At 36.4% G+C, this 20,391-nt stretch carries 21 protein-coding genes and 1 other annotated feature; of the genes, 15 read left to right on the top strand and 6 right to left on the bottom strand.

All coding sequences use genetic code 11. The features are described 5' to 3' along the window. From EHR_RS03400 to EHR_RS03385, 4 genes are all read left to right on the top strand, one after another. Entirely contained in the window at positions 1 to 1,188 is a 1,188-nt protein-coding gene (locus tag EHR_RS03400) for a nucleotide sugar dehydrogenase (RefSeq protein ID WP_010736878.1), read from the top strand. Then, the gene (locus EHR_RS03395; protein WP_010720300.1) at positions 1,172 to 2,593 is read left to right on the top strand and encodes a flippase; all 1,422 of its coding nucleotides are present in this window, start codon (positions 1,172 to 1,174) and stop codon (positions 2,591 to 2,593) included. Before EHR_RS03400 ends, EHR_RS03395 begins: the two co-directional genes overlap by 17 nt. Before the next feature lie 249 nt (positions 2,594 to 2,842). After that, positions 2,843 to 3,259, top strand: coding sequence for an Ohr family peroxiredoxin (locus tag EHR_RS03390; RefSeq protein ID WP_010736880.1), 417 nt, complete (start codon positions 2,843 to 2,845; stop codon positions 3,257 to 3,259). A 289-nt stretch (positions 3,260 to 3,548) separates the two neighbouring features. After that, positions 3,549 to 4,112, top strand: a complete 564-nt coding sequence (locus EHR_RS03385) for a hypothetical protein (protein WP_014834336.1) — start codon at positions 3,549 to 3,551, stop codon at positions 4,110 to 4,112. 163 nt (positions 4,113 to 4,275) lie between these two features. On the opposite strand, the gene EHR_RS03380 is transcribed toward EHR_RS03385, so the two are convergent. Then, a complete protein-coding gene (locus EHR_RS03380) occupies positions 4,276 to 4,977 on the bottom strand; it encodes a DUF975 family protein (RefSeq protein WP_010736882.1) in 702 nt (233 codons plus the stop codon). Between the two features lie 208 nt (positions 4,978 to 5,185). On the opposite strand from EHR_RS03380, the gene tgt reads away from it, so the two are divergent. The 6 genes from tgt (at position 5,186) to EHR_RS03350 (ending at position 11,044) form a co-directional block, all read left to right on the top strand. Continuing rightward, the gene (gene tgt, locus EHR_RS03375) at positions 5,186 to 6,331 is read left to right on the top strand and encodes a tRNA guanosine(34) transglycosylase Tgt (protein WP_010720296.1); all 1,146 of its coding nucleotides are present in this window, start codon (positions 5,186 to 5,188) and stop codon (positions 6,329 to 6,331) included. A 92-nt stretch (positions 6,332 to 6,423) separates the two neighbouring features. After that, the gene (gene yajC, locus EHR_RS03370; RefSeq protein ID WP_010720295.1) at positions 6,424 to 6,813 is read left to right on the top strand and encodes a preprotein translocase subunit YajC; all 390 of its coding nucleotides are present in this window, start codon (positions 6,424 to 6,426) and stop codon (positions 6,811 to 6,813) included. A 272-nt stretch (positions 6,814 to 7,085) separates the two neighbouring features. Then, a complete protein-coding gene (gene adhE / locus EHR_RS03365; RefSeq protein WP_010736883.1) occupies positions 7,086 to 9,683 on the top strand; it encodes a bifunctional acetaldehyde-CoA/alcohol dehydrogenase in 2,598 nt (865 codons plus the stop codon). Positions 9,684 to 9,910: 227 nt separating this feature from the next. Beyond that, positions 9,911 to 10,183: a hypothetical protein gene (locus EHR_RS03360; RefSeq protein ID WP_014834335.1), complete on the top strand. Its 273-nt coding sequence runs from the start codon at positions 9,911 to 9,913 to the stop codon at positions 10,181 to 10,183. 136 nt (positions 10,184 to 10,319) lie between these two features. Further along, positions 10,320 to 10,811, top strand: coding sequence for a hypothetical protein (locus EHR_RS14210; RefSeq protein ID WP_014834334.1), 492 nt, complete (start codon positions 10,320 to 10,322; stop codon positions 10,809 to 10,811). Between the two features lie 14 nt (positions 10,812 to 10,825). Further along, on the top strand, positions 10,826 to 11,044 hold the full coding sequence (locus tag EHR_RS03350) for a hypothetical protein (RefSeq protein WP_014834333.1): 219 nt from the start codon (positions 10,826 to 10,828) through the stop codon (positions 11,042 to 11,044). Positions 11,045 to 11,281: 237 nt separating this feature from the next. Here EHR_RS03350 and fni read toward each other — a convergent pair whose 3' ends face one another. From fni to mvk, 4 genes are read right to left on the bottom strand one after another with little or no spacing between them, the layout of a single operon-like run. Next, a complete protein-coding gene (gene fni / locus EHR_RS03345; protein WP_010736886.1) occupies positions 11,282 to 12,328 on the bottom strand; it encodes a type 2 isopentenyl-diphosphate Delta-isomerase in 1,047 nt (348 codons plus the stop codon). After that, a complete protein-coding gene (locus EHR_RS03340; RefSeq protein WP_010720289.1) occupies positions 12,325 to 13,410 on the bottom strand; it encodes a phosphomevalonate kinase in 1,086 nt (361 codons plus the stop codon). The genes fni and EHR_RS03340 overlap by 4 nt, the downstream gene beginning before the upstream one ends. Before the next feature lie 12 nt (positions 13,411 to 13,422). Then, a complete protein-coding gene (gene mvaD, locus EHR_RS03335) occupies positions 13,423 to 14,400 on the bottom strand; it encodes a diphosphomevalonate decarboxylase (protein ID WP_010736887.1) in 978 nt (325 codons plus the stop codon). Then, the gene (gene mvk / locus EHR_RS03330; RefSeq protein WP_010720287.1) at positions 14,393 to 15,340 is read right to left on the bottom strand and encodes a mevalonate kinase; all 948 of its coding nucleotides are present in this window, start codon (positions 15,338 to 15,340) and stop codon (positions 14,393 to 14,395) included. The genes mvaD and mvk overlap by 8 nt, the downstream gene beginning before the upstream one ends. 314 nt (positions 15,341 to 15,654) lie before the next feature. Between mvk and EHR_RS03325 the strand changes: the two genes are divergently transcribed. From EHR_RS03325 to rplT, 5 genes are all read left to right on the top strand, one after another. Then, on the top strand, positions 15,655 to 16,314 hold the full coding sequence (locus EHR_RS03325) for a deoxynucleoside kinase (protein WP_025480454.1): 660 nt from the start codon (positions 15,655 to 15,657) through the stop codon (positions 16,312 to 16,314). A 224-nt stretch (positions 16,315 to 16,538) separates the two neighbouring features. After that, a complete protein-coding gene (locus tag EHR_RS03320) occupies positions 16,539 to 17,444 on the top strand; it encodes a magnesium transporter CorA family protein (protein ID WP_010736889.1) in 906 nt (301 codons plus the stop codon). Between the two features lie 183 nt (positions 17,445 to 17,627). After that, positions 17,628 to 17,753 (top strand) — a sequence feature (ribosomal protein L20 leader region). Between the two features lie 43 nt (positions 17,754 to 17,796). Continuing rightward, the gene (gene infC / locus EHR_RS03315) at positions 17,797 to 18,321 is read left to right on the top strand and encodes a translation initiation factor IF-3 (protein WP_010720284.1); all 525 of its coding nucleotides are present in this window, start codon (positions 17,797 to 17,799) and stop codon (positions 18,319 to 18,321) included. A 71-nt stretch (positions 18,322 to 18,392) separates the two neighbouring features. Then, positions 18,393 to 18,593: a 50S ribosomal protein L35 gene (rpmI, locus tag EHR_RS03310; RefSeq protein ID WP_002289309.1), complete on the top strand. Its 201-nt coding sequence runs from the start codon at positions 18,393 to 18,395 to the stop codon at positions 18,591 to 18,593. 53 nt (positions 18,594 to 18,646) lie between these two features. Beyond that, positions 18,647 to 19,009: a 50S ribosomal protein L20 gene (gene rplT, locus EHR_RS03305; protein WP_010736890.1), complete on the top strand. Its 363-nt coding sequence runs from the start codon at positions 18,647 to 18,649 to the stop codon at positions 19,007 to 19,009. Positions 19,010 to 19,070: 61 nt separating this feature from the next. On the opposite strand, the gene EHR_RS03300 is transcribed toward rplT, so the two are convergent. Further along, positions 19,071 to 20,237 carry a tyrosine-type recombinase/integrase gene (locus EHR_RS03300; RefSeq protein WP_010736891.1) on the bottom strand — a complete coding sequence of 389 codons (1,167 nt, stop codon included), beginning with the start codon at positions 20,235 to 20,237 and terminating at the stop codon, positions 19,071 to 19,073. Between the last annotated feature and the right edge of the window lie 154 nt (positions 20,238 to 20,391).

The following is a 20,391-nucleotide window of genomic DNA, read 5'->3' as shown; positions in this document are numbered from 1 at the left end:
ATGAGACTATCTGTTTTCGGTATGGGCTATGTAGGGCTAGCAAATGCATTGTTGCTTGCCCAAAATAATGATGTGGTTGCTTATGACATCGATCAGAAAAAAATCGAGAAACTAATAAAAGGTTGTTCCCCAATCGAAGATAAAGAGATCCAAGAATTTTTGAATAATAGAGAATTGGGAATAACTTTTACACAAGACTTCAAAAGTGCAGCATCATGGGGAGAATTTATTTTGATTGCTACTCCAACCGATTATGATGAAGAAAAAAACCTATTCGATACTTCCTCCATAGAAGAAGTAATCGAAAAGGTAAAGGCAGTACGTACGGATGCTGTATTTATCATTAAGTCAACGATTCCTTTAGGTTATATTAAGTATTTAAAAAAGAAATATCAATCAGAGGATTTTATTTTTTCACCAGAATTTTTGCGGGAAGGAAAAGCATTGTATGATAATCTCTATCCTTCTCGTATCGTTGTAGGCGAAAACACGAAAAGAGGACAAAAAATTGCTTCGATGTTTAAAAAAAATACTCGAATAAAAAATGTTCCTGTTATTTTAACTGATTCAACAGAAGCAGAAGCGATCAAACTGTTTTCTAATACCTATTTAGCATTAAGGATTGCTTATTTCAATGAGCTTGATACTTATGCTGAAATGAATGGATTAGATACAGCTCAAATTATCTCGGGGGTTTCAATGGACCCAAGAATAGGGGACTATTATAATAATCCTTCTTTTGGTTATGGCGGATATTGTTTACCGAAAGATACGAAACAATTACTAGCGAATTACCAGCACGTGCCAAATGATCTGATCCAAGCCATCGTTCAGTCAAATGATACAAGAAAAACATTTATTGCAGATCGTATCATGGAAAAAAATCCAGATGTAGTAGGGATTTATCGTTTAACAATGAAGGCGGGCTCTGATAATTTCAGATATTCATCTATTTTAAGTATCATGCGTCTTTTGAAAGATCAAGGCATTAACGTAGTCATTTATGAACCGACAGTGAAGAAGGAGCATTTTTCGACATTTAAAGTAATAAAGGACATTGATGAGTTCAAGAAGCATTCAGATGTGATATTAGCCAATCGATTTGATCCGTTACTCAAAGATGTAGAAATGAAAGTCTATACGCGAGATATATTTGGAAGGGATAATAGAATTGAAACATGTGCTTAAAAATTTTGGGTATCAGTCATTATTTCAACTGACAAAGATTATCATGCCAATCATTACAGTCCCAATTGTTTCAAAAGCATTAGGTCCTGGAGGATTAGGGATTTTTAATTACACCAATTCGATTACTCAATATTTTGTGTTAGTCGCTAGTTTAGGGATCTCGATGTATGGGAATCGAGAAATCGCATTAGTTTATAATCGTAAAGAAAATATTTCAAAAACGTTTTGGGAAATCTGTTTATTAAAAGCAGTTTTAACATGTATTACACTTTTAGTTTTTTTGTTATTTACTACTTTTTTAGGTAATAAGATCTATTTCTATATACAAAGTCTCACTATTATAGCTGTTATGTTTGACATTTCGTGGTTTTTTATGGGAATCGAGGATTTCAGAAAAACGAGCATGATCAATCTGGGAATTCAATTTGTTACTTTCATTTTAATTATCTTTTTGATTAAAGATTCTTCTGATACGATTTTATATGTTTTACTACAGTCAGTAGGAACCTTATTATCTCAACTATTGACATGGCTATTTATTCATAAACATATAAATTTTAAAAAGGTAGCATTCTTAGATAGCTTTAGACATATCCGATCATCTTTTGAATTTTTTATCCCACAGGTTGCTATTTTACTTTATACGAATCTAAACAAGACTTTATTGGGTGTTTTTATTGGTAGTACAGCTGTTGGTTATTACACTAATTCATTAACAATCAATACGGTATTTATCACGGTTATTACAACGCTTGATATGGTGCTATTACCGCACATGAGTGGGTTATATGCCAAAGGAAACATTAATAAGATGGTGGACATCATTGATAAGACGATTCATTTACAATTATATTTTAGTGTTCCAGCGATGTTCGGGATGCTTACGGTTTACGATAAATTAGTTCCCTGGTTTTTTGGGAAAGAATTCTTATTCATCAATAAAGTTATTCCACTTTTTTCTATTTTGATCGTTGTGATGCCCTTAGGTATGTCCATTTCTAGACAATATTTGATACCGATTGGCAAAGTAAAAATCTACAATAAATCTGTATTAATTGGTGCGGTTATCAATATTTTATCTAATTTAATCTTGTTACCGTGGATCGGTTTTTTTGGAGTGGTTTTTTCAAACCTTTTAGCAGAAATTTTTGTAACAGTGGTACGTACAAAATCATTCTTGAATCAAACAAATTTTAGCTTTAAGAAAAAAAACTTACTGGTTATTTTTTGTTCATCCATTATTATGTGGTTCGTTACAAGAATAATTACAAATGGCATGTCACCTACCTTTTTGACTAATCTAATCCAAGTTTCTATAGCCGTCCCTATCTATTTTTTACTAACGTCTTTGTTTGGCTATAACCCTATTTTGAGTGGTTTAGGGAAATGGAAAAAAGAAAATTGAACACGAGTAGTTTCCTTGCTCAAAATTTTTAATAATTTCAATAAAGAGTAGATTCGTATTTTTTTTAAGAAAAAATGACGTTGAATAATCCTTTAGAGTAAAGAAGTAAATAGACGCAGTTTGGTTTCAGGTAAAATTTACTATTCTTGTAAACAACCCAATCATTCCTATACACTAACCTTTTATGTGATACCCAATTACCTAGATGCCAACTACTATATTTACAATCAACTTTGGAGGGCGAAATTTATGAGCAAAATTTATGAGGTAGCTACTATTAATACAGGTGGTCGTAGTGGTAAAATTTATTCACAAGAGAAAAAATTTTTGTATGATGTCGCAGCACCTGGAACCCAAAACACGGATGCAACAAATCCCGAAGAGCTCTTTGCAGCAGCTTATAGTGCCTGTTTTAACGGTGCCTTAGAATTAGTTTTATCTAGAAAGAACATCAATCAACCTAGTTCAGTAAAAGCAAACGTTGCCTTGCTGAATCATGGAGAGGCAGATTTTACAATAGAAGTTCTTTTGACAGTCTTTATCAAAGATATGCCGAAAGATGAAGCAATACGTTTTGTTGAAGAAGCAGATCAAGTTTGCCCTTACTCAAAAGCTTTGCGTGGAAATGTAACAGTAAATTTAGAAATCAGTGACACTGACTTCTAAAATCGTTCCTTTCCATCAAAAGTAATGATGAAACATATTAGAAAAGCCATGGGGGAGCTTTTCTAATATGTTTTTTTTTATTTGTTCATGACTAGATGGTAAAAAATAAAAAAAATAAGATGAAAGATTTAAGTAGAATAAAGACATAGGGATATATTATTTGCTTTATCTCTTATATTCTCTCAATGAGGCTGGAGGATTCAATTCATCCAGCCTCAAACTCCTAAAAAAAGAACGATTAATCGTTCATTTCAAGAATCTAACAATTGATTGTGAAGGAGCGGAAAAGATGAAGTTGTTTGTATGGTGTTTAACGGTATTAACTAGTTTTAGTTTGGTGATGTTGGTGATGTTTGTTTTTAATTATCCTTATGAAAATTATGGGAATGAAACGAAAGAAATCAAGGTTGCCAATGTTTCTAGTTCGTCCACATCTGCGGAGGAAATTGAGGAGCCGGAAAAATTCAATGTATCATTAAAAGAAGCACTTGAAACTTATCAGACTTGTTATCCTAATCAAGCGATTACTTCTGTGAAAGTTAGTCAGACTGTTGGTCCTTACTATTACGAAATTACTGGTAGAGATGCAACTAAAGAATGCAGCGTAAGAATTTCAACTAAAACAGCGAACATCAAAAAAAAAGTATATCGCATACGAAACAAACACGAACAAGCCACTACCGAGCAATCCGCAGATCTGTTCAATATCAAAAACTTAAAAAGTTTATCGGAAGTTACTGAAGTAGCTGAAAAAGTAGCTGAAAAAACGACTGGGACAGGAAAAGCAGTAATGTGGTATCTCGAAAGACAATCAGGAAAATCGTATTGGACAATTACTATTAAAAAAAAATAAAAAAGTAGACAGTCAAAGTTGATGCGTATACTGGCGAAGTTCTAAAAGCTGAGCAGAAGTGAGCGAAATGAAAAAAGCGACTGCGGCTGAAGCATGTGAAACGACCCTCAAAAGTTAGATTTTTGGTCTAACTTTTGAGGGTCGTTTCATTGGACATTGATTTTTATACGTTTTTTGGCAATTGTTCATAAAAAGCTGCTTTAGTTGCTGTAATATAAGGATTTAACCATAAATAACCAATTCCAGCAGTTAGCATGGCCAAGATATGCCAGCCAATAAAGGATAGATCAAGCCAGAACAATTTACCTTTGTAGCCATCCATTAATTTACGACTAGCAGTGATCGTATTTAGCACTCCTGGTTTTCCCCCTGTTTCAGTGATAACATCATAGTAAATGAAGTAACTTTGGGAATAAGAATAACTTTTGATGATACCAGGAATAACGAATAATAACGCCCATAAAGTAGTAAAGATCGAAATCAAAATAGCTAGTAAAATCACACCACCAAGAAATAATCCTGTAAAACCACGAAAGGCATCTTTAAATGGTTCGATGGTCGATTTGGTTCCACGCAGGATATCTAGATAGGTCCATGAGATCCCACTCATAAATAGTGCGCTGATAATACCAGACACAATACCACCACCGCTAGAAGCAGCACCTCCGTTGGTATTGTTTGCCATATCTTGGACAGCTGCAGGATCATTATAGGTATGAGCCAATAATAAAGCGGTCGGAATAGCTATGATCATAATGAGTGCAATTGTGATTAACGTTGGGACTAAATTCAATAATACAGCTTGTCCCCAGCGTCCTTTTAAACTGTCTTTTGCTTGTTGTTTCAGTTCTTTTGAAGATAGCATGAGTTTCACTCCTTTTTATTTATGCCATAAGTATAACAAAGAAGAAACAATTTGGCTTTCTTTATCTTTTATCTGTTATTATAATTTCTTTAAAAAATGAAGGTTAAATAAACACCTGTTACCCAATGAACCCTTGCAAAAAAGAGTTAGAACGATTATGATGATGGGAGTTGTCAATGCGATTATTATAGAGAAAGTAGGGAATTGAATGACACAACCTGCCATTCGTTATCGTTTAATCAAAAAAGAAAAACATACCGGTGCCCGTCTTGGTGAATTGATCACTCCTCATGGGACATTTCCCACACCAATGTTTATGCCTGTGGGAACACTAGCAACTGTCAAAACCATGTCACCTGAAGAATTAAAAGCAATGGGTGCGGGAGTCATTTTAAGTAATACGTACCATTTATGGTTAAGACCTGGAGAAGACTTGGTAGAAGAAGCAGGCGGCTTACACAAGTTCATGAATTGGGATCAACCGATTTTGACAGATTCAGGTGGTTTTCAAGTGTTCTCGCTAAGCGATATGCGTAACATCGAAGAAGAGGGTGTCCATTTTAAAAATCATTTAAATGGTTCTCGGATGTTTTTATCACCAGAAAAAGCAATTAATATCCAAAATAAATTAGGATCAGACATCATGATGAGCTTCGATGAATGTCCTCCTTTTGATGAAAGCTATGATTATGTCAAAAAATCAGTGGAAAGAACCTCACGTTGGGCTGAGCGAGGCTTAAAAGCCCATCTGAATCCTGATCGTCAAGGATTATTTGGTATCATTCAAGGAGCTGGGTTTGAAGATTTACGTCGCCAAAGTGCAAAAGATTTGATTTCAATGGATTTCCCTGGCTATTCAATCGGTGGTTTGTCTGTTGGCGAACCTAAATCAGAAATGAACCGTGTGTTAGAGTTTACAACACCATTGATCCCTGAGGATAAACCGCGTTATTTAATGGGTGTTGGTGCAGCAGATTCATTGATTGATGGCGTGATTAGAGGAGTCGATATGTTTGACTGTGTCTTGCCTACACGTATCGCAAGAAATGGTACTTGTATGACTTCGCAGGGACGCTTAGTTGTGAAAAATGCACAATACGCACATGACTTCCGCCCAATCGATGAGAAATGTGACTGCTACACATGTAAAAATTATACACGTGCGTATATTCGTCATTTGATCAAATGTGATGAAACATTTGGGATACGGTTAACGTCTTACCATAACTTGTACTTCTTATTAAACTTGATGAAACAAGTGCGTCAAGCGATCATGGATGACAATTTATTAGAATTTCGAGCAGCCTTTTTTGAGGAATATGGGTTTAATAAAGAGAATGCCAAAAGTTTCTAATCTTTTTCACTAAATTTATGTAAAAAACTAGTGTCTCACGCCTTTTTCTGCTAAAGTTGAGTGTGTAGATACATGTTAGTGAGGTGAAAAAAATGGGATCATTACCAATGTTAGTCATGTTCGTTGCTCTTTTAGCAATGTGGTATTTTATGTCACGTTCACAAAAGAAACAACAACAAGAACGACAAAATTTACTAGACAGTATGAAATCAGGCGATGAAGTAGTTACAATCGGCGGATTACATGGTGTTGTTTCAGAGATCGACAATGAAAAACGCACAGTTGTTATAGATTGTGAAGGGATTTTTCTAGAATACGATCGAGCAGCCATCAAAACGGTTAAACCTGGAACTGTCGTAACCAATGATTCGACAGTAAATACGGTAGAAAAAACAGAACCAAAAGTTGCTGAAACAGTAGAAGTGAAAGAAGAAGCTACTGAAACTGTTGAAACACCTGAAGATAGTAAAGAAAACAAATAGGTAAAGCTTAGTAGTTGAGTCTGAGACGGTGTCTCGGGCTCTTTTTTTATCCTAAATCTCTGACTTTGTTAAGCTTTGAATAATCTGTTTTTTTGATAAAATACTTTGGATAATTAGGATAATAAATAAAAACACTGATAAATAAAGGATTTAATCGAAATTTAAAAAACTGTGAAAAAAATCACAATAAAGGTTTACATCTGAAAAGGTTTGTTGTATGATGAGAATGTGAATTAATTAACAAACAACCATGACCCATTAGGAGGAAGACAATGGCTAAAGTAATGGAGAAAGAACAACCAAAAACTATTGATGTTCAAGGAATGATTGATGAATTAGCAACGAAAGCAAATGTCGCATTAAAAGAGATGGAAAACTTTGATCAAGAAAAAGTAGATCATATTGTGCATGAAATGGCAATGGCAGCATTAGATCAACATATGCCGTTAGCTAAAATGGCAGTTGAAGAAACTGGTCGTGGAATCTATGAAGATAAAGCGATCAAAAATATGTATGCTTCTGAATATATTTGGAATAACATCAAGCACGATAAAACAGTTGGTGTCATCAATGAAGATGTTCAAAAAGGCTTGATTGAAATTGCTGAACCAGTTGGTGTGGTTTGTGGGGTAACTCCAACAACTAACCCAACATCAACGACAATTTTTAAATCAATGATCGCGTTGAAAACAAGAAACCCAATCGTTTTTGCATTCCATCCAAGTGCTCAAAAATCTTCTGCTGAAGCAGCGCGTGTCGTTCGTGATGCAGCGATCGCAGCTGGCGCACCTGAAAATTGTATTCAATGGATTGAACATCCATCGATTGAAGCGACTTCAATGTTGATGAATCATCCAGGGATCGCAATTGTTTTAGCTACTGGTGGGGCGGGAATGGTAAAATCTGCTTATTCAACAGGAAAGCCAGCTTTAGGTGTTGGACCAGGTAATGTACCAGCATATATTGAAAAAACAGCAAAAATCAAACGAGCAGTGAATGACTTGATCGTTTCTAAAACGTTCGATAACGGAATGATTTGTGCTTCTGAGCAAGCAGTAATCGTTGACAAAGAAGTCTATGCTGCAGTTAAAGCAGAATTCCAAGCACATCAAGTCTATTTTGTGAAACCAGCTGAACTTTCAAAATTAGAAGATGCAGTGATGAATGAAGGTAAATACGCAGTAAATCCAGCAATCGTTGGACATTCTGCAATGGACATTGCAAAACTAGCTGGCATCAAAGTTCCAGAAGGGACAAAAATGTTAGTAGCTGAATTAGAAGGTGTCGGAGCGGATTACCCTCTTTCACGTGAAAAACTTTCTCCAGTACTTGCAATGGTTAAAGCAAACAATACAGAACATGCCTTTGAATTATGCGAAGGAATGTTGAACTTAGGCGGGTTAGGCCATACTGCAGTGATTCACTCAGAGGATGAAGAGCTGCATGTGAAGTTTGGTCTACGGATGAAAGCTTGCCGTATCTTAGTAAATACTCCTTCAGCAGAAGGTGGAATCGGAAATATCTATAACGAAATGATCCCTTCACTAACTTTAGGTTGTGGTTCATATGGTAAAAATTCTGTTTCTAGAAATGTAAGTGCCATCAACTTGATCAATGTCAAAACTGTAGCGAAACGGAGAAATAATATGCAATGGTTCAAATTACCACCAAAAATCTTCTTTGAAAAGAACTCTTTGCTTTATTTAGAAAAAATGGAAAACGTAGAGCGTGTCATGATCGTTTGTGATCCTGGTATGGTGCAGTTTGGTTACTGTGATACGGTTCGTGAAGTACTATCAAGACGTAAAAATGATGTGAAAATCGAAGTCTTCTCAGAAGTTGAGCCAAATCCTTCAACAAACACAGTCTATGCAGGAACGAAATTGATGGCTGATTTCAAACCAGACACAGTGATTGCATTAGGTGGCGGTTCTGCAATGGATGCTGCTAAAGGAATGTGGATGTTCTATGAACACCCAGATACTTCATTCTTTGGAGCAAAACAAAAATTCTTAGATATCCGTAAACGGACATATAAGATCGATAAACCAGAAAAAACACAATTTGTGTGTATTCCGACAACTTCAGGAACGGGTTCTGAAGTAACACCTTTTGCCGTTATCACAGATAGTGATACACATGTGAAATATCCATTGGCAGATTATGCATTAACACCAGATGTAGCAATCGTCGACCCACAATTTGTCATGTCAGTACCAGCTTCTGTCACGGCAGATACAGGGATGGACGTATTAACTCATGCGATTGAGTCTTATGTTTCTGTTATGGCTTCTGATTATACAAGAGGATTGAGCTTACAAGCAATCAAATTAGTCTTCGATTACCTAGAAAAATCAGTGAAAACTCCTGATATGGAATCACGAGAAAAAATGCACAACGCTTCTACAATGGCAGGGATGGCATTTGCGAACGCCTTCTTAGGAATTTGTCACTCAGTTGCGCATAAAATTGGTGGAGAATATGGTATCCCACATGGTCGTACAAATGCCATTTTATTACCACATATCATCCGCTATAATGCAAAAGATCCACAAAAACATGCAATGTTCCCTAAATATGATTACTTCCGTGCAGATACAGACTATGCAGATATTGCTAAGTTCTTAGGGTTAAAAGGACAAACAACAGCGGAATTAGTTGAAGCTTTAGCAACAGCAGTTTATGAATTAGGACAATCAGTTGGAATCAATATGAGCTTGAAGGCTCAAGGTGTGACACAAGAAACCTTAGATTCAACGGTTGACCGTATGGCAGAACTTGCTTATGAAGATCAATGTACAACAGCAAATCCAAAAGAGCCATTGATCAGTGAGCTAAAACAAATCATTATTGATGCTTATAATGGTTAATTCAATACAAGTATAGTTAATCAAGCCCCTTTTCCAGATAAAGATGATCTGGAAAGAGGGGCTTTTTTTGTCGGAAAGAAGAACAATCTCGTTAGAACTAGCGTAGGAATTTCTTTTGTTAGAAAAAAACGATTAATTCGCTTTTTTAGAAAAAGTAGTTTTATCAAGACTAGTAAACCGTGTTACTTTAGATAAGTAAAAATGAAAAAAGAAAGGAAGTTGTTAGGATGACAAAACCAGTATTTGAGAAAACAAAAAATCAAGAAAATATGGGAAAAGAACAATTGATGTCAACCGTTGATTCATTAGAAGTCAAATTGCGGGAAAACTTAGAACCACTTGAAAACTTACACAAATACACTGAGCTATACATAGAGTTGAAACATGAACTAAAGAGAGAAATTGAAGAACGGGCTAAGAAAAGAGAGGATTGGTATAAGAAAAAGCATACTCAAATAAAAAAAAGGAAGACTGTGAGCAGGAACTTCAAAACGCAGTGAAAGCAAAAAAAATGCATTATATAAAAGCACCAAGCAAGTACATGGTGAAACGATCAAGAGCAAAAAAAACGAGCTTAACAAAATAGCAAAAGAAATCAAAAATTGCAAGTCTGAGATAAAAAAACTGACGAAGGAAATGCAGTATTTAACTGGTAGGAGAGGTGAAAAATGGATCGATCATTCTTTATTAAAGTACGTGGTGAACACTAAAGTTGTCGCAGATGAAAAAAATACACCGGGGGATGACAAACTAAAAGAGGAAGCAGCAACAAAAAATAATATAGTAACAGAAGAGGAAGCAGCAACCGAAAAAAATATAGCAGCAAAAGAAAAAGTAACAACAAAAGAACTAAAACTGGTTACTAAAGAATTGACTGAAAAACAACGAAAGCAACAATTAAAAAATAATCTCCACAATCTTAAGGAGCTAGATCAAACGTTAAAAAAATTAGGGAATGTAAAGAATTCTTGTTTTAATCAAAATAAAATAGACTATTACGTCATAATACGTTTATATCTTAAAAGATCTATGCAGCTAGAAAAAATTATACGATTCAGGATTAACCCTGGCGGAAAAACGCTCAATCTATTTAGTGGTGGTAAAGTGGATAAAAAACGAAAAAAATAGAACGAGATCTTCAGATGAGTTGGAGAGATATTTATAGTTATCTACTAACCAATCCAGATAACTTTAAGCGTGAAACAGCAGTTCAGGAAAAACAGCAGGGGAAAAAACAATTGACTGATCTAATAAGCAAAGAACTAGGGAAAGTATGTGAAACGAGTAGTCCTGAGATAGGGAAGGGGATGGGTATAATAAAACCTAGCGCTCCGCCAATGATGCCAGGAATGGAATTATAGCCGTTTGTCAAAGATACATAGGTTTTATTTTTGTTTATCAGATGAAAAAGAATTGGTATCCTATTATTTATCGCATGAAAACTTGAACAAAAGTATGAAGTGATTGGTGAAGGATAAAATAGAGTCAACGCCATAAGAAAATCTCATTCTAAGAAAACTTTGTATTTTTGTAGACAAAAAAGGTCGTCATTCATCTTTTCGATGATTGGACAACCTTTTTGAGTTGAATCGATTTGTTTATTTCTTTCGTGTGCCATATTTGGTCAGAGGGATTCCTCGGGCTTCGCACCAATCTTTAGTAGTTCCAGATAAGATCAAGGGTTGGTGATGAAGTTCTTGGATAGTTTTAGCTCCTACCATGGTCAATAGCCGTTGAAGTTCTGCTTGCCATTGTTGGACTAGTTGGATCGTTTCTGCCACGCCGTGTGTCATGAGATGCGTTAAGATCGTTCCAGAAACGCCTACTGCATTGGCACCAAGACAAAGTGCTTTGAAGAGGTCGAAGGCATTGCGAATACCACCAGAAGCAAGAATCTCTACTTGATGTTGGGCTTCGTTTGCCTCTAGCAGAGAAGTAACCGTTGATTGTCCCCAATCGACTAAATAATCTAACTCTCTTTTTTTTCGACGAGCATTTTCGATTTGAGTGAAGCTGGTTCCGCTTCGGCCACTGATATCGATTGTCTGAACTCCCAACTCGGCTAGTTCATCAATCGTTTCTCTGGTCATACCAAAACCGACTTCTTTCACGATCAAAGGAACCGAAATGCCTTCGATGATTTCTTTGATCAATTCTTTCCAATTGGAAAAATCACGATCCCCTTCAGGCATCACCAATTCTTGTGGTGCATTGAGATGGAGTTGTAAAGCATCGGCTTGAAATAGTTCAATCGCCTCTTTTGCTCGTGCTAAAGAGGTGCCGGCTCCTACGTTGGCAAGGATCTTTCCTTCTGGATAAACGTCACGCATGATCGTGTAAGAATCGCTTAAAGCAGGATCTTTTAAAGCTGCACTGACTGAACCCGTGGCAATCATTAAATTTGTTTCTTTTGCGATCATCGCTAAATCATGGTTGATTTTTTTAGTTTTTTCACTTCCACCAGTCATAGCATTGATATATAAAGGATAGTCTAAAGTTAAGCCAGCAACAGTCGTATGTAGATCAATCTCTGACATGGAAACTTCAGGTAAGGGGTTATGAACGATTCGAACCGTATCAAATTCATTTTTTTGTTTACTATGAAAAGCTTTAGCTAATGAGACATGTTCATCTTTTCGATTCATCCTTTTTCCTTTCGTTGGTTACTATAGACGTGTAATGGCAAGGGTGTAATTTCTGCTAATTCCCAAGCGCTCATCAAAGGCAAGATACCGGATTTTTGATCCACGATTACGATACCACAATCGCCACCACCTGCTCCAGATGATTTTGCTGCTCCCTCGTATTCTTCTGCTAAGCTACATAATTTATTTAAAGCAGGCGTTTCGATCAATACGCCCGTAATTGAAGATAGCTCATGGAGTAGTTGTCGGTTTTTTCTAATCATAGCTTGGATCAAATCAATGTTATTTTCTTTGAATCCTTTAATCATTTCATGAACGCATAAGGTACTATCTTGTAAAAATTTTTGATAGGCTACCATTTTTTCCTTACGTGAGCGATGGACTTGATCGACTAAATCAGAAGTTGATGCAGGACTGCCAGTCCAACCAATCAGTAAACGCAGATCTTTCGGTGTCGGAAGAGACTCAATGGATAAACCAGGCCAATCCATTTCGATGAGTTCAACGATTGTATGTTGTTTTTCTTGTTCTTGGAGCCACTGGTGATCAAAGGTTGAAAAAGCAATCCAACCACCATAACAACTAGCTGCAATATCTCCACAAGAGCCATTATCTTGAACCGTTAAATTTGCTAGTGCAGCAATTTTGAAAATTTCAATCTGTGTAAGATTTAACGCATAAAACATATTCAATGCCTTGACTGTTGCGACAGTTACGGCGCCACTTGAGCCTAGACCGTATTTGCGTCCGTTAGAACTATCCAATTCACTTGTCACTTTTAGGTCATAAAAAGAAAGTAAAATATTTTTTTCTCGTGCGTATTTTTCAGTCAAACGAATGGCAGCAAGGATATAATGAAATGGATTTTCACGAATATCCAAGACAAGTTCACCATCACGCCGAGTCCAACGAATCGGCATGCCACTATATTGCTCAGATTGGATGCTGCCGACTTTTCGTGCGGTTTCAACGGTTACAGTAACAAACTGATCAATGGCTACGATGATAGCCGGATGTCCGGTTTCAACAACTGCGTATTCTCCAGCAATATAAAGTTTTCCTGGTGCAGATACTTCAATCATAAAAATCTCCCTTTATTCAATAATCGTCATTCCTGGACCTGCAAAAGCCGAAATGACTTGTTGGCTACTAAATAAGTCACTAAATGTTGTTTTGACCTTATCTAGATGGTCTTTTTGAACTAGCACTTTCACATTTGGGCCAGCATCCATAGTAAAGTAACAAGGAATCCCCTGATTTCTTAAATCCCGTACCGCTTGCATGGCTTTTAAACTATCAGGAGACCAGTAGGTAAATGGCGGACGAGCAGCTAATGTCGTTCCGTGCATTTTTAACCCATTTTGTTCCATAGTTTCACCTAGAAGTTGAAAGTTCTTAGTTTTGATTGCTTGTTTTAGTTGATAAAGATCGGCTTCGACAGAATCTAACCATCCTTGATAAAAACTTGAAGTTTCAACCGTTCGGCGCATACCATCACGACTTGAGACATCCTTTTTTTGTTCATTCAACAATAGAAAGACCATCGCTAAGTGATCTTCAAAACCGTCTGAGGAAATTGGATGAGCATACGAACTTTGATCATCGTGTCCTTTTTCCCATTCAACAAATCCACCAAAAATACTCCGACAAGCGGAACCTGATCCTCTACGAGCCAGTCTTGATAAAGCTTGGTCATCTAACCCTAATTTCAATGCCTCGTTGCATGCTCCGGCTAAAGCCGCTAAGCCGCTGGCAGAAGAAGCTAAACCCGCAGCAGTCGGAACGAAATTCTGGCTGATCACTTTTGCTTTTTTCGTGGTACCCGCTTTTTCTCTCACAATATCCAAAAAAGTACTGATTTTTTTGGTTGCTTTTTCATCTTGCAATTGATTATCTAAATAAAATTGGTCTTCCGTGTAAGCTTCTGAAAAGCTGACTTCAGTTTCCGTATAAAATGCATCTAATGTGAGTGATAAGCTGTTATTCATCGGGAGAATTAACGATTCATTTTTTTTACCCCAGTACTTGATAAGGGCGATATTCGTATATGCTCGTGCTTTGCCTTTAAACATAGGTATGTACTCCTAATCCTTGAATCCAAGTTGCAGCTGCTCCCGCTTGTAAGAGGGCTTCGCTGATTTCTTGGGCTTTTGTTTTTGTTTGAGCTAGCGCAATCATGCAGCCACCTCGACCACCACCAGTTAGTTTTGCTCCCAAAGCGCCTGAATCTCTAGCGGTTTCGATCAATACATCAAGAAAATCGTTGCTGATCGTTAAATTTTTTAAAATTAGTTGGGCTTCATTCATCGCTTGGGCTAAATGCTCGGGGTTATTTTTAACAATGGCTTTTTTGGCTTGCCTTGTTAAGTATCCTAGTTGTTGGATTTTTTGTCCAACTTTCTGCTGATCTTTTTCAAATAAATGAGCAACGTCTTTGACCACTGCTCGCGTCTGACCTTTGATTCCGGTATCAGCGACAATCAAAAAAGCGTCGATATTTAAAGAGAAATAATCAAACGGGTGTCCTTTCACAAAGTAGATTGGTTCTAAACTGCTTGTTGCCGCAGCATCGATACCACTAGGATTACCATGGGCAATTTTTTCTGAAATTTGGACATTTGTCAAGAGCTGTTCGCGAGAAAGTGGTTGTTCGAGATAATCGTAAAAGGCACGAGTAACTGCCGTAGCTACTGCAGCGCTTGAGCCCATTCCACGTTCGGCAGGGATAGTGCTGTGAATAGTTAACTCTAATGATTGCTCAATTTGCAGTTCCTTTTTTAAGTTGAATACTAACTGCTTGATGTTTTTTAACGAATGTGGGGCATCACGCAGTATTCCTGTATAGTAGGAAGAAACAAGCTGATCTCCTGACGAAGTGATGTGTTCATTCAAGGAAGCAACTACTTTTGCTGCCTGAAAAGGAAAAGCGATTGCCGGTTCGCCGTAGACAACTGCATGTTCGCCCATCAGAATAATTTTACCATTTGATTCCCCTTGGCCATAATTTGCCATAATCTAACTCCTTCTTTTATTCCCATAACTTTTTTGAGCAAAAAATAAAGCGCCTTGGATCCTTTGCGCTAACGAACAGATTGTATAACATAGAAGTTCAAAAAACAATTCATCTTTATTTTACTAAAACCTTCCCAGAAGTAAAATAAAGAATACGTTTTCTGTTGAAAAACCTCTTTTTTCTTAAGATTTTATTGAATTTTATGAATGGAAATATCCTGTTATTCCTAATTGACACCACCAGATATTGGGGGTATATTTAAAAAGAATTGGAAAAAGACACAACATTTAGTGATAAAGTGAGTTGGAGGTTAATGAGTGTGATTGTTTTAGCAGGTACCATTGGCGCTGGAAAATCAAGTTTAACAGAAATGATGGCTGAACACTTTGGAAGTCGAGCTTTTTATGAGTCAATCGAGGATAATGAGGTATTGCCTTTATTTTATGCCAATCCTGAGCAGTATGCGTTTTTGTTACAAATCTATTTTTTGAATAAACGTTTTGAAAGTATCAAGCAGGCAATGAAAGAAGACAACAATGTTTTAGATCGTTCGATCTATGAAGATTCTTTGCTTTTTCATTTGAATGCTGATTTGGGTCGGGCAACTGAAACAGAAGTTCGAGTATATGACGAGCTATTAGCAAATATGATGGAAGAGTTGCCGTATGCCGCACATAAAAAACATCCGGATTTATTGGTTCATATTCGTGTTTCATTTGATACGATGCTTGAACGGATCGAAAAAAGAGGACGATCATATGAACAACTTTCCTTCGATCCAAGCTTATATGATTATTACAAAGAATTGAATCGTCGCTATGATCAATGGTATGACGAGTACAATGAAAGTCCCAAAATCCAAATTGATGGCGATCGATTCAATTTTGTGGAAGATCCCCAAGCAAAAGTAGAAGTGCTGAACATGATTGAAGAAAAGTTGGCAGAAATTCGTCAAGAAGTCTTTGTTTCTTGAGTCCAATAAAAAATGATAGTATAAAGAAGACAGGATCTAACTTCGATAGCTAAGCCGAAGAAATTGAAAATAGGAGAGCTATTTTCGCTTTTCATCGGCTTATTTATTTTTAAGAGCGAGACAGCGGTCGGAAGGGCTAATGATTTGTAAATTCGCCAAGAATACTTAGAAGAATCGTCGTGAGATACCTAATGAATCTATCAGCACAGGAAGAAGGGGACTGTATGAGAGAAAAACATTTTTTTAATTTTGATCAAAATTTTTGGCTGAATGTGCCTAGAGATGATGTAATGGGAATCAAAAATCTTAAGGAAGAGTATGGCATTAGTGATGAGATGCTTACCTATTCTTTAGACAAAAATGAACGTGCTCGTGTGGAATATGATACTCTTGATGATATTTTACTTTTAGTCACCAATGTTCCTCATCAACAAAAAATCGAAAACCACTATGAAACAAGTCCAGTAGCATTTATTCTAAAAGAAAATGGTCTATTTACATTTACGACTCAAAATACAGAATATGTGATTCGCCTGATTCGTTCAATCTTAGATCGAGATTCCGAGATAAATGTATATAGTTTACTTTTTCGTACGCTCTTTCTGATTTCAGATTCCTTCTTCCCGTTGATTGAAGAAGTGAATAGTGAACGACAACGCTTAAACCAAAAGTTGCGAGAAAAAACTACGAACCGCAATTTACTAGCTTTATCTGACCTCGAAGTTGGTTTAGTTTATCTAGTGACTGGTACAAAACAAAATGTCGTGTTATTAGAACAAATCAAAGCATTAGCGATTTATCGAAAGCTCACTGAAAAAGAGAAGGAACAATTGGATGATGCATTGATCGAAGCAAAGCAGGCAGTGGAAATGACCAATTTGGCCTCCCAGATCCTTGATCAACTTTCGGGAACGTATAATAATTTGTTGAACAACAACTTAAATGACACAATGAAATTTTTGACAGTCTGGTCGTTGATTCTGACTGTTCCTACCATTGTGACAGGCTTTTTCGGTATGAATCTACAATTGCCTTTTACACATTCTGTCTTTGGTTGGGGGATCGCCTTATTCATCAGTCTGATATTGTCAGTTTGGATGCTGATCGCATTGTGGCGTAGGATTCGGTAGTTTCAAGGAAGACGGTCACCAAAAAAGTTGAGTGTCTGATGAAGGGTGTGTTTCGATAGCTAAAAGTTTTTTATTTGGACAAGTATATAACTAAAGTAATTAACTGATTAGGGAATGTTTCGAGAGTCTCTAGTGAAAAAGATTGACAAAAAAATATAGATTTGCTATACTGTTGAAGTTGAGAAATAAAAGCAGAAGCACCCGCTTCTCGCCTTAGTTGATTCAGTCACTGGGCTAGATAGTTTTCATCTATTGAATTAGGTGAAGTACGTGCGGGTTCTGGAAGAGAACTCGTTTTTTTATTGCCGAATATTCGGTACGCTTTTCTTTCTCTCATAATATTTGGAGGTGAATGACCATAGCAAAGGATATGATGGTTAACGACGGCATTCGTGCACGTGAGTTACGATTGATCGGTTCAGATGGTGAGCAATTAGGAGTTAAGACAAAAGCAGAAGCATTGAAAATTGCAGAACAAGCAAATTTAGATCTTGTGTTAGTTGCCCCAAGTGCGAAGCCACCAGTTGCGCGAATCATGGACTACGGAAAATACCGTTTCGAGCAACAAAAGAAAGACCGCGAGGCGCGTAAAAAACAAAAAGTGATCAATGTTAAAGAAGTTCGTTTAAGTCCAACAATTGACGTGAATGACTTCAATACAAAACTTCGTAATGCACGTAAGTTCTTAGAGAAGGGCGATAAAGTGAAAGCTTCTATCCGCTTCAAAGGCCGTGCCATTACCCACAAAGAAATTGGTCAAAAAGTCTTGGATCGCTTAGCTGAAGAAACTGCTGATATTGCGACAGTTGAGCAAAAAGCGAAAATGGACGGACGCAGCATGTTCTTGACGCTGGCACCGAAAAACGACAGTAAGTAATTTGAATGACTCACTGACTGTTGGACAGTCGATAGTCGGATAACGAAAGATTTTGAGGAGGAAATATAGTCATGCCAAAACAAAAAACACACCGCGGATCAGCAAAACGTTTCAAACGTACTGGTAAAGGCGGATTAAAACGTTTCCGCGCGTTTACAAGTCACCGTTTCCACGGTAAAACTAAAAAACAACGCCGTCAATTGCGTAAAGCAAGCATGGTTTCTAGTGGCGACTTCAAACGTATTCGCCAACAACTAGCAAAAATGAAATAAAAAAACAAAAAGATCGAAATTTGAAGATTTATTTTTATTAGGAGGAATTAAACATGGCACGTGTTAAAGGTGGAACAGTCACTCGTAAACGTCGTAAAAGAATGCTAAAATTAGCAAAAGGTTACTACGGTTCAAAACACACTTTATTTAAAACAGCAAAAGAACAAGTAATGAATTCATACAACTACGCATATCGCGATCGTCGTCAAAAGAAACGCGACTTCCGTAAATTGTGGATTGCTCGTATCAACGCAGCAGCACGTATGAATGGCTTGAGCTACTCAAAATTGATGCACGGTTTGAAATTAGCTGAAATCGACATCAACCGTAAAATGTTAGCCGACTTAGCTGTCCACGATGCAGCAGCATTTACTGCATTAGCTGACCAAGCCTCAAAAGCCCTAGAAAACAAGTAATAGGCAACTTTTGAATACCCCGAACCCACTATAATCAGTGGGTTTTTTATTTTGCATTTTGTTATATTTCATTCATAAACTCAGCAAAACGATTAGCTGTTTTATCTCTTTGGTCTTTGGATAAGTGAGTGTAAATGTTCAGTGTCGTTTTCACATTTGAATGTCCAAGTCTTTCTTGAGCTTCTTTAATTGGGATATTTGCTTTGTATAATAGACTTGCATGTGTGTGTCTAAAACCGTGCATTGTGATTGTTTTGATTTCTTTACCAGTCTTTTTCCTATACAATCTCTGAATTGTTAAAAACCACTCTTTAGTTATACCTGATTCGAGATAAGTATTTTTATAATTAGAAAAAATAATCTGATTAGGATTTATCTTAGGTAAACCAAATTTTATTGCTTGTTTTTCACGCCATGTCTTTAGAGATTCTAATGTGGCATTGTCCAAACTTATTCTTCTAAAACCAGCCTTTGTTTTCGGTGGGTGAATTAGGATTTTGTTTCTGTCTCCTTTAGCAACAGTTTTAGTTACTTCTAAATACTTCTCGTCAAAATTAACATCCTCCCAAGTTAAAGCAAATGCTTCTCCTTTGCGTAATCCAGTAAATGCCAGTGTTCTAAAAAAGGCATATCTTTCAGAATCAAAATTTTCTTTTGTAAATCTCAGAAACTCGATTAATTCTTCTTTAGTAAAAAAATTTGAAAACTCTTCATAATGATTTAAATTAAGATTGGTTACTGTTTTTTTAACATTAGCCATTGGGTTTTGATAGATTAATTCTAAGAACATAGCATGTTCCATTACTCTATTAAAATAGTAAATAAACCTACTAGCTCTTTTTGGTTTATCTTTATACCATTCATTTACTATTTGCTGACAATAAATTGGAGTAATGTCTTGGATTCTCATTTCTTGAAATTTTGGCAATATTGCATACTTGAATTCACATTTAGCTGTAACTGCAGTGCTTTCCTTTACTAGGTTGCAATACTGCTTATACCATAGTGTGAAAATTTCATTAAAGGTATGGTGTTTCTTAGGTACATACTGTTCAGTTGCAACCAAAAGACTTAATTCCGCTAATGCTAAACTAGCTTCTTCCTCTGTTTTAAACCCCCTTCTAGTTGTTTTCTGTTTCTTCCCAGTTTTAGGATTGATGCCTACATAAAAATCAAACATATAATTGATAGTGCCATCTTGTTTTTTGTATGGTTTAATTTGTGCCATAAAAATTCTCCTTTTTATGGCATAGGATAAAGTTGAGACTATTATATGATATCGAGTAGTAGAATTCTATAAGAAGTATAAGTGGATTTTTATACTTTTTCCCAGAGAAATAGGAATTTTCTGTTTACTAATGAAGATTTATTGTATAATAAAT

Source organism: Enterococcus hirae ATCC 9790 (assembly GCF_000271405.2).
Taxonomy (GTDB): Bacteria; Bacillota; Bacilli; order Lactobacillales; family Enterococcaceae; genus Enterococcus_B; species Enterococcus_B hirae.
This window is presented reverse-complemented; position numbering and strand designations above follow the sequence as displayed.

Coding starts and splice junctions, on each gene's coding strand:
- EHR_RS03400 (WP_010736878.1), top strand. CDS start 1: ATGAGACTATCTGTTTTCGGTATGGGCTATGTAGGGCTAGCAAATGCA.
- EHR_RS03390 (WP_010736880.1), top strand. CDS start 2,843: ATGAGCAAAATTTATGAGGTAGCTACTATTAATACAGGTGGTCGTAGT.
- EHR_RS03385 (WP_014834336.1), top strand. CDS start 3,549: ATGAAGTTGTTTGTATGGTGTTTAACGGTATTAACTAGTTTTAGTTTG.
- EHR_RS03380 (WP_010736882.1), bottom strand. CDS start 4,977: ATGCTATCTTCAAAAGAACTGAAACAACAAGCAAAAGACAGTTTAAAA.
- tgt (WP_010720296.1), top strand. CDS start 5,186: ATGACACAACCTGCCATTCGTTATCGTTTAATCAAAAAAGAAAAACAT.
- yajC (WP_010720295.1), top strand. CDS start 6,424: ATGGGATCATTACCAATGTTAGTCATGTTCGTTGCTCTTTTAGCAATG.
- adhE (WP_010736883.1), top strand. CDS start 7,086: ATGGCTAAAGTAATGGAGAAAGAACAACCAAAAACTATTGATGTTCAA.
- EHR_RS03360 (WP_014834335.1), top strand. CDS start 9,911: ATGACAAAACCAGTATTTGAGAAAACAAAAAATCAAGAAAATATGGGA.
- EHR_RS14210 (WP_014834334.1), top strand. CDS start 10,320: ATGCAGTATTTAACTGGTAGGAGAGGTGAAAAATGGATCGATCATTCT.
- EHR_RS03350 (WP_014834333.1), top strand. CDS start 10,826: ATGAGTTGGAGAGATATTTATAGTTATCTACTAACCAATCCAGATAAC.
- fni (WP_010736886.1), bottom strand. CDS start 12,328: ATGAATCGAAAAGATGAACATGTCTCATTAGCTAAAGCTTTTCATAGT.
- EHR_RS03340 (WP_010720289.1), bottom strand. CDS start 13,410: ATGATTGAAGTATCTGCACCAGGAAAACTTTATATTGCTGGAGAATAC.
- mvaD (WP_010736887.1), bottom strand. CDS start 14,400: ATGTTTAAAGGCAAAGCACGAGCATATACGAATATCGCCCTTATCAAG.
- mvk (WP_010720287.1), bottom strand. CDS start 15,340: ATGGCAAATTATGGCCAAGGGGAATCAAATGGTAAAATTATTCTGATG.
- EHR_RS03325 (WP_025480454.1), top strand. CDS start 15,655: ATGAGTGTGATTGTTTTAGCAGGTACCATTGGCGCTGGAAAATCAAGT.
- EHR_RS03320 (WP_010736889.1), top strand. CDS start 16,539: ATGAGAGAAAAACATTTTTTTAATTTTGATCAAAATTTTTGGCTGAAT.
- infC (WP_010720284.1), top strand. CDS start 17,797: ATGACCATAGCAAAGGATATGATGGTTAACGACGGCATTCGTGCACGT.
- rpmI (WP_002289309.1), top strand. CDS start 18,393: ATGCCAAAACAAAAAACACACCGCGGATCAGCAAAACGTTTCAAACGT.
- rplT (WP_010736890.1), top strand. CDS start 18,647: ATGGCACGTGTTAAAGGTGGAACAGTCACTCGTAAACGTCGTAAAAGA.
- EHR_RS03300 (WP_010736891.1), bottom strand. CDS start 20,237: ATGGCACAAATTAAACCATACAAAAAACAAGATGGCACTATCAATTAT.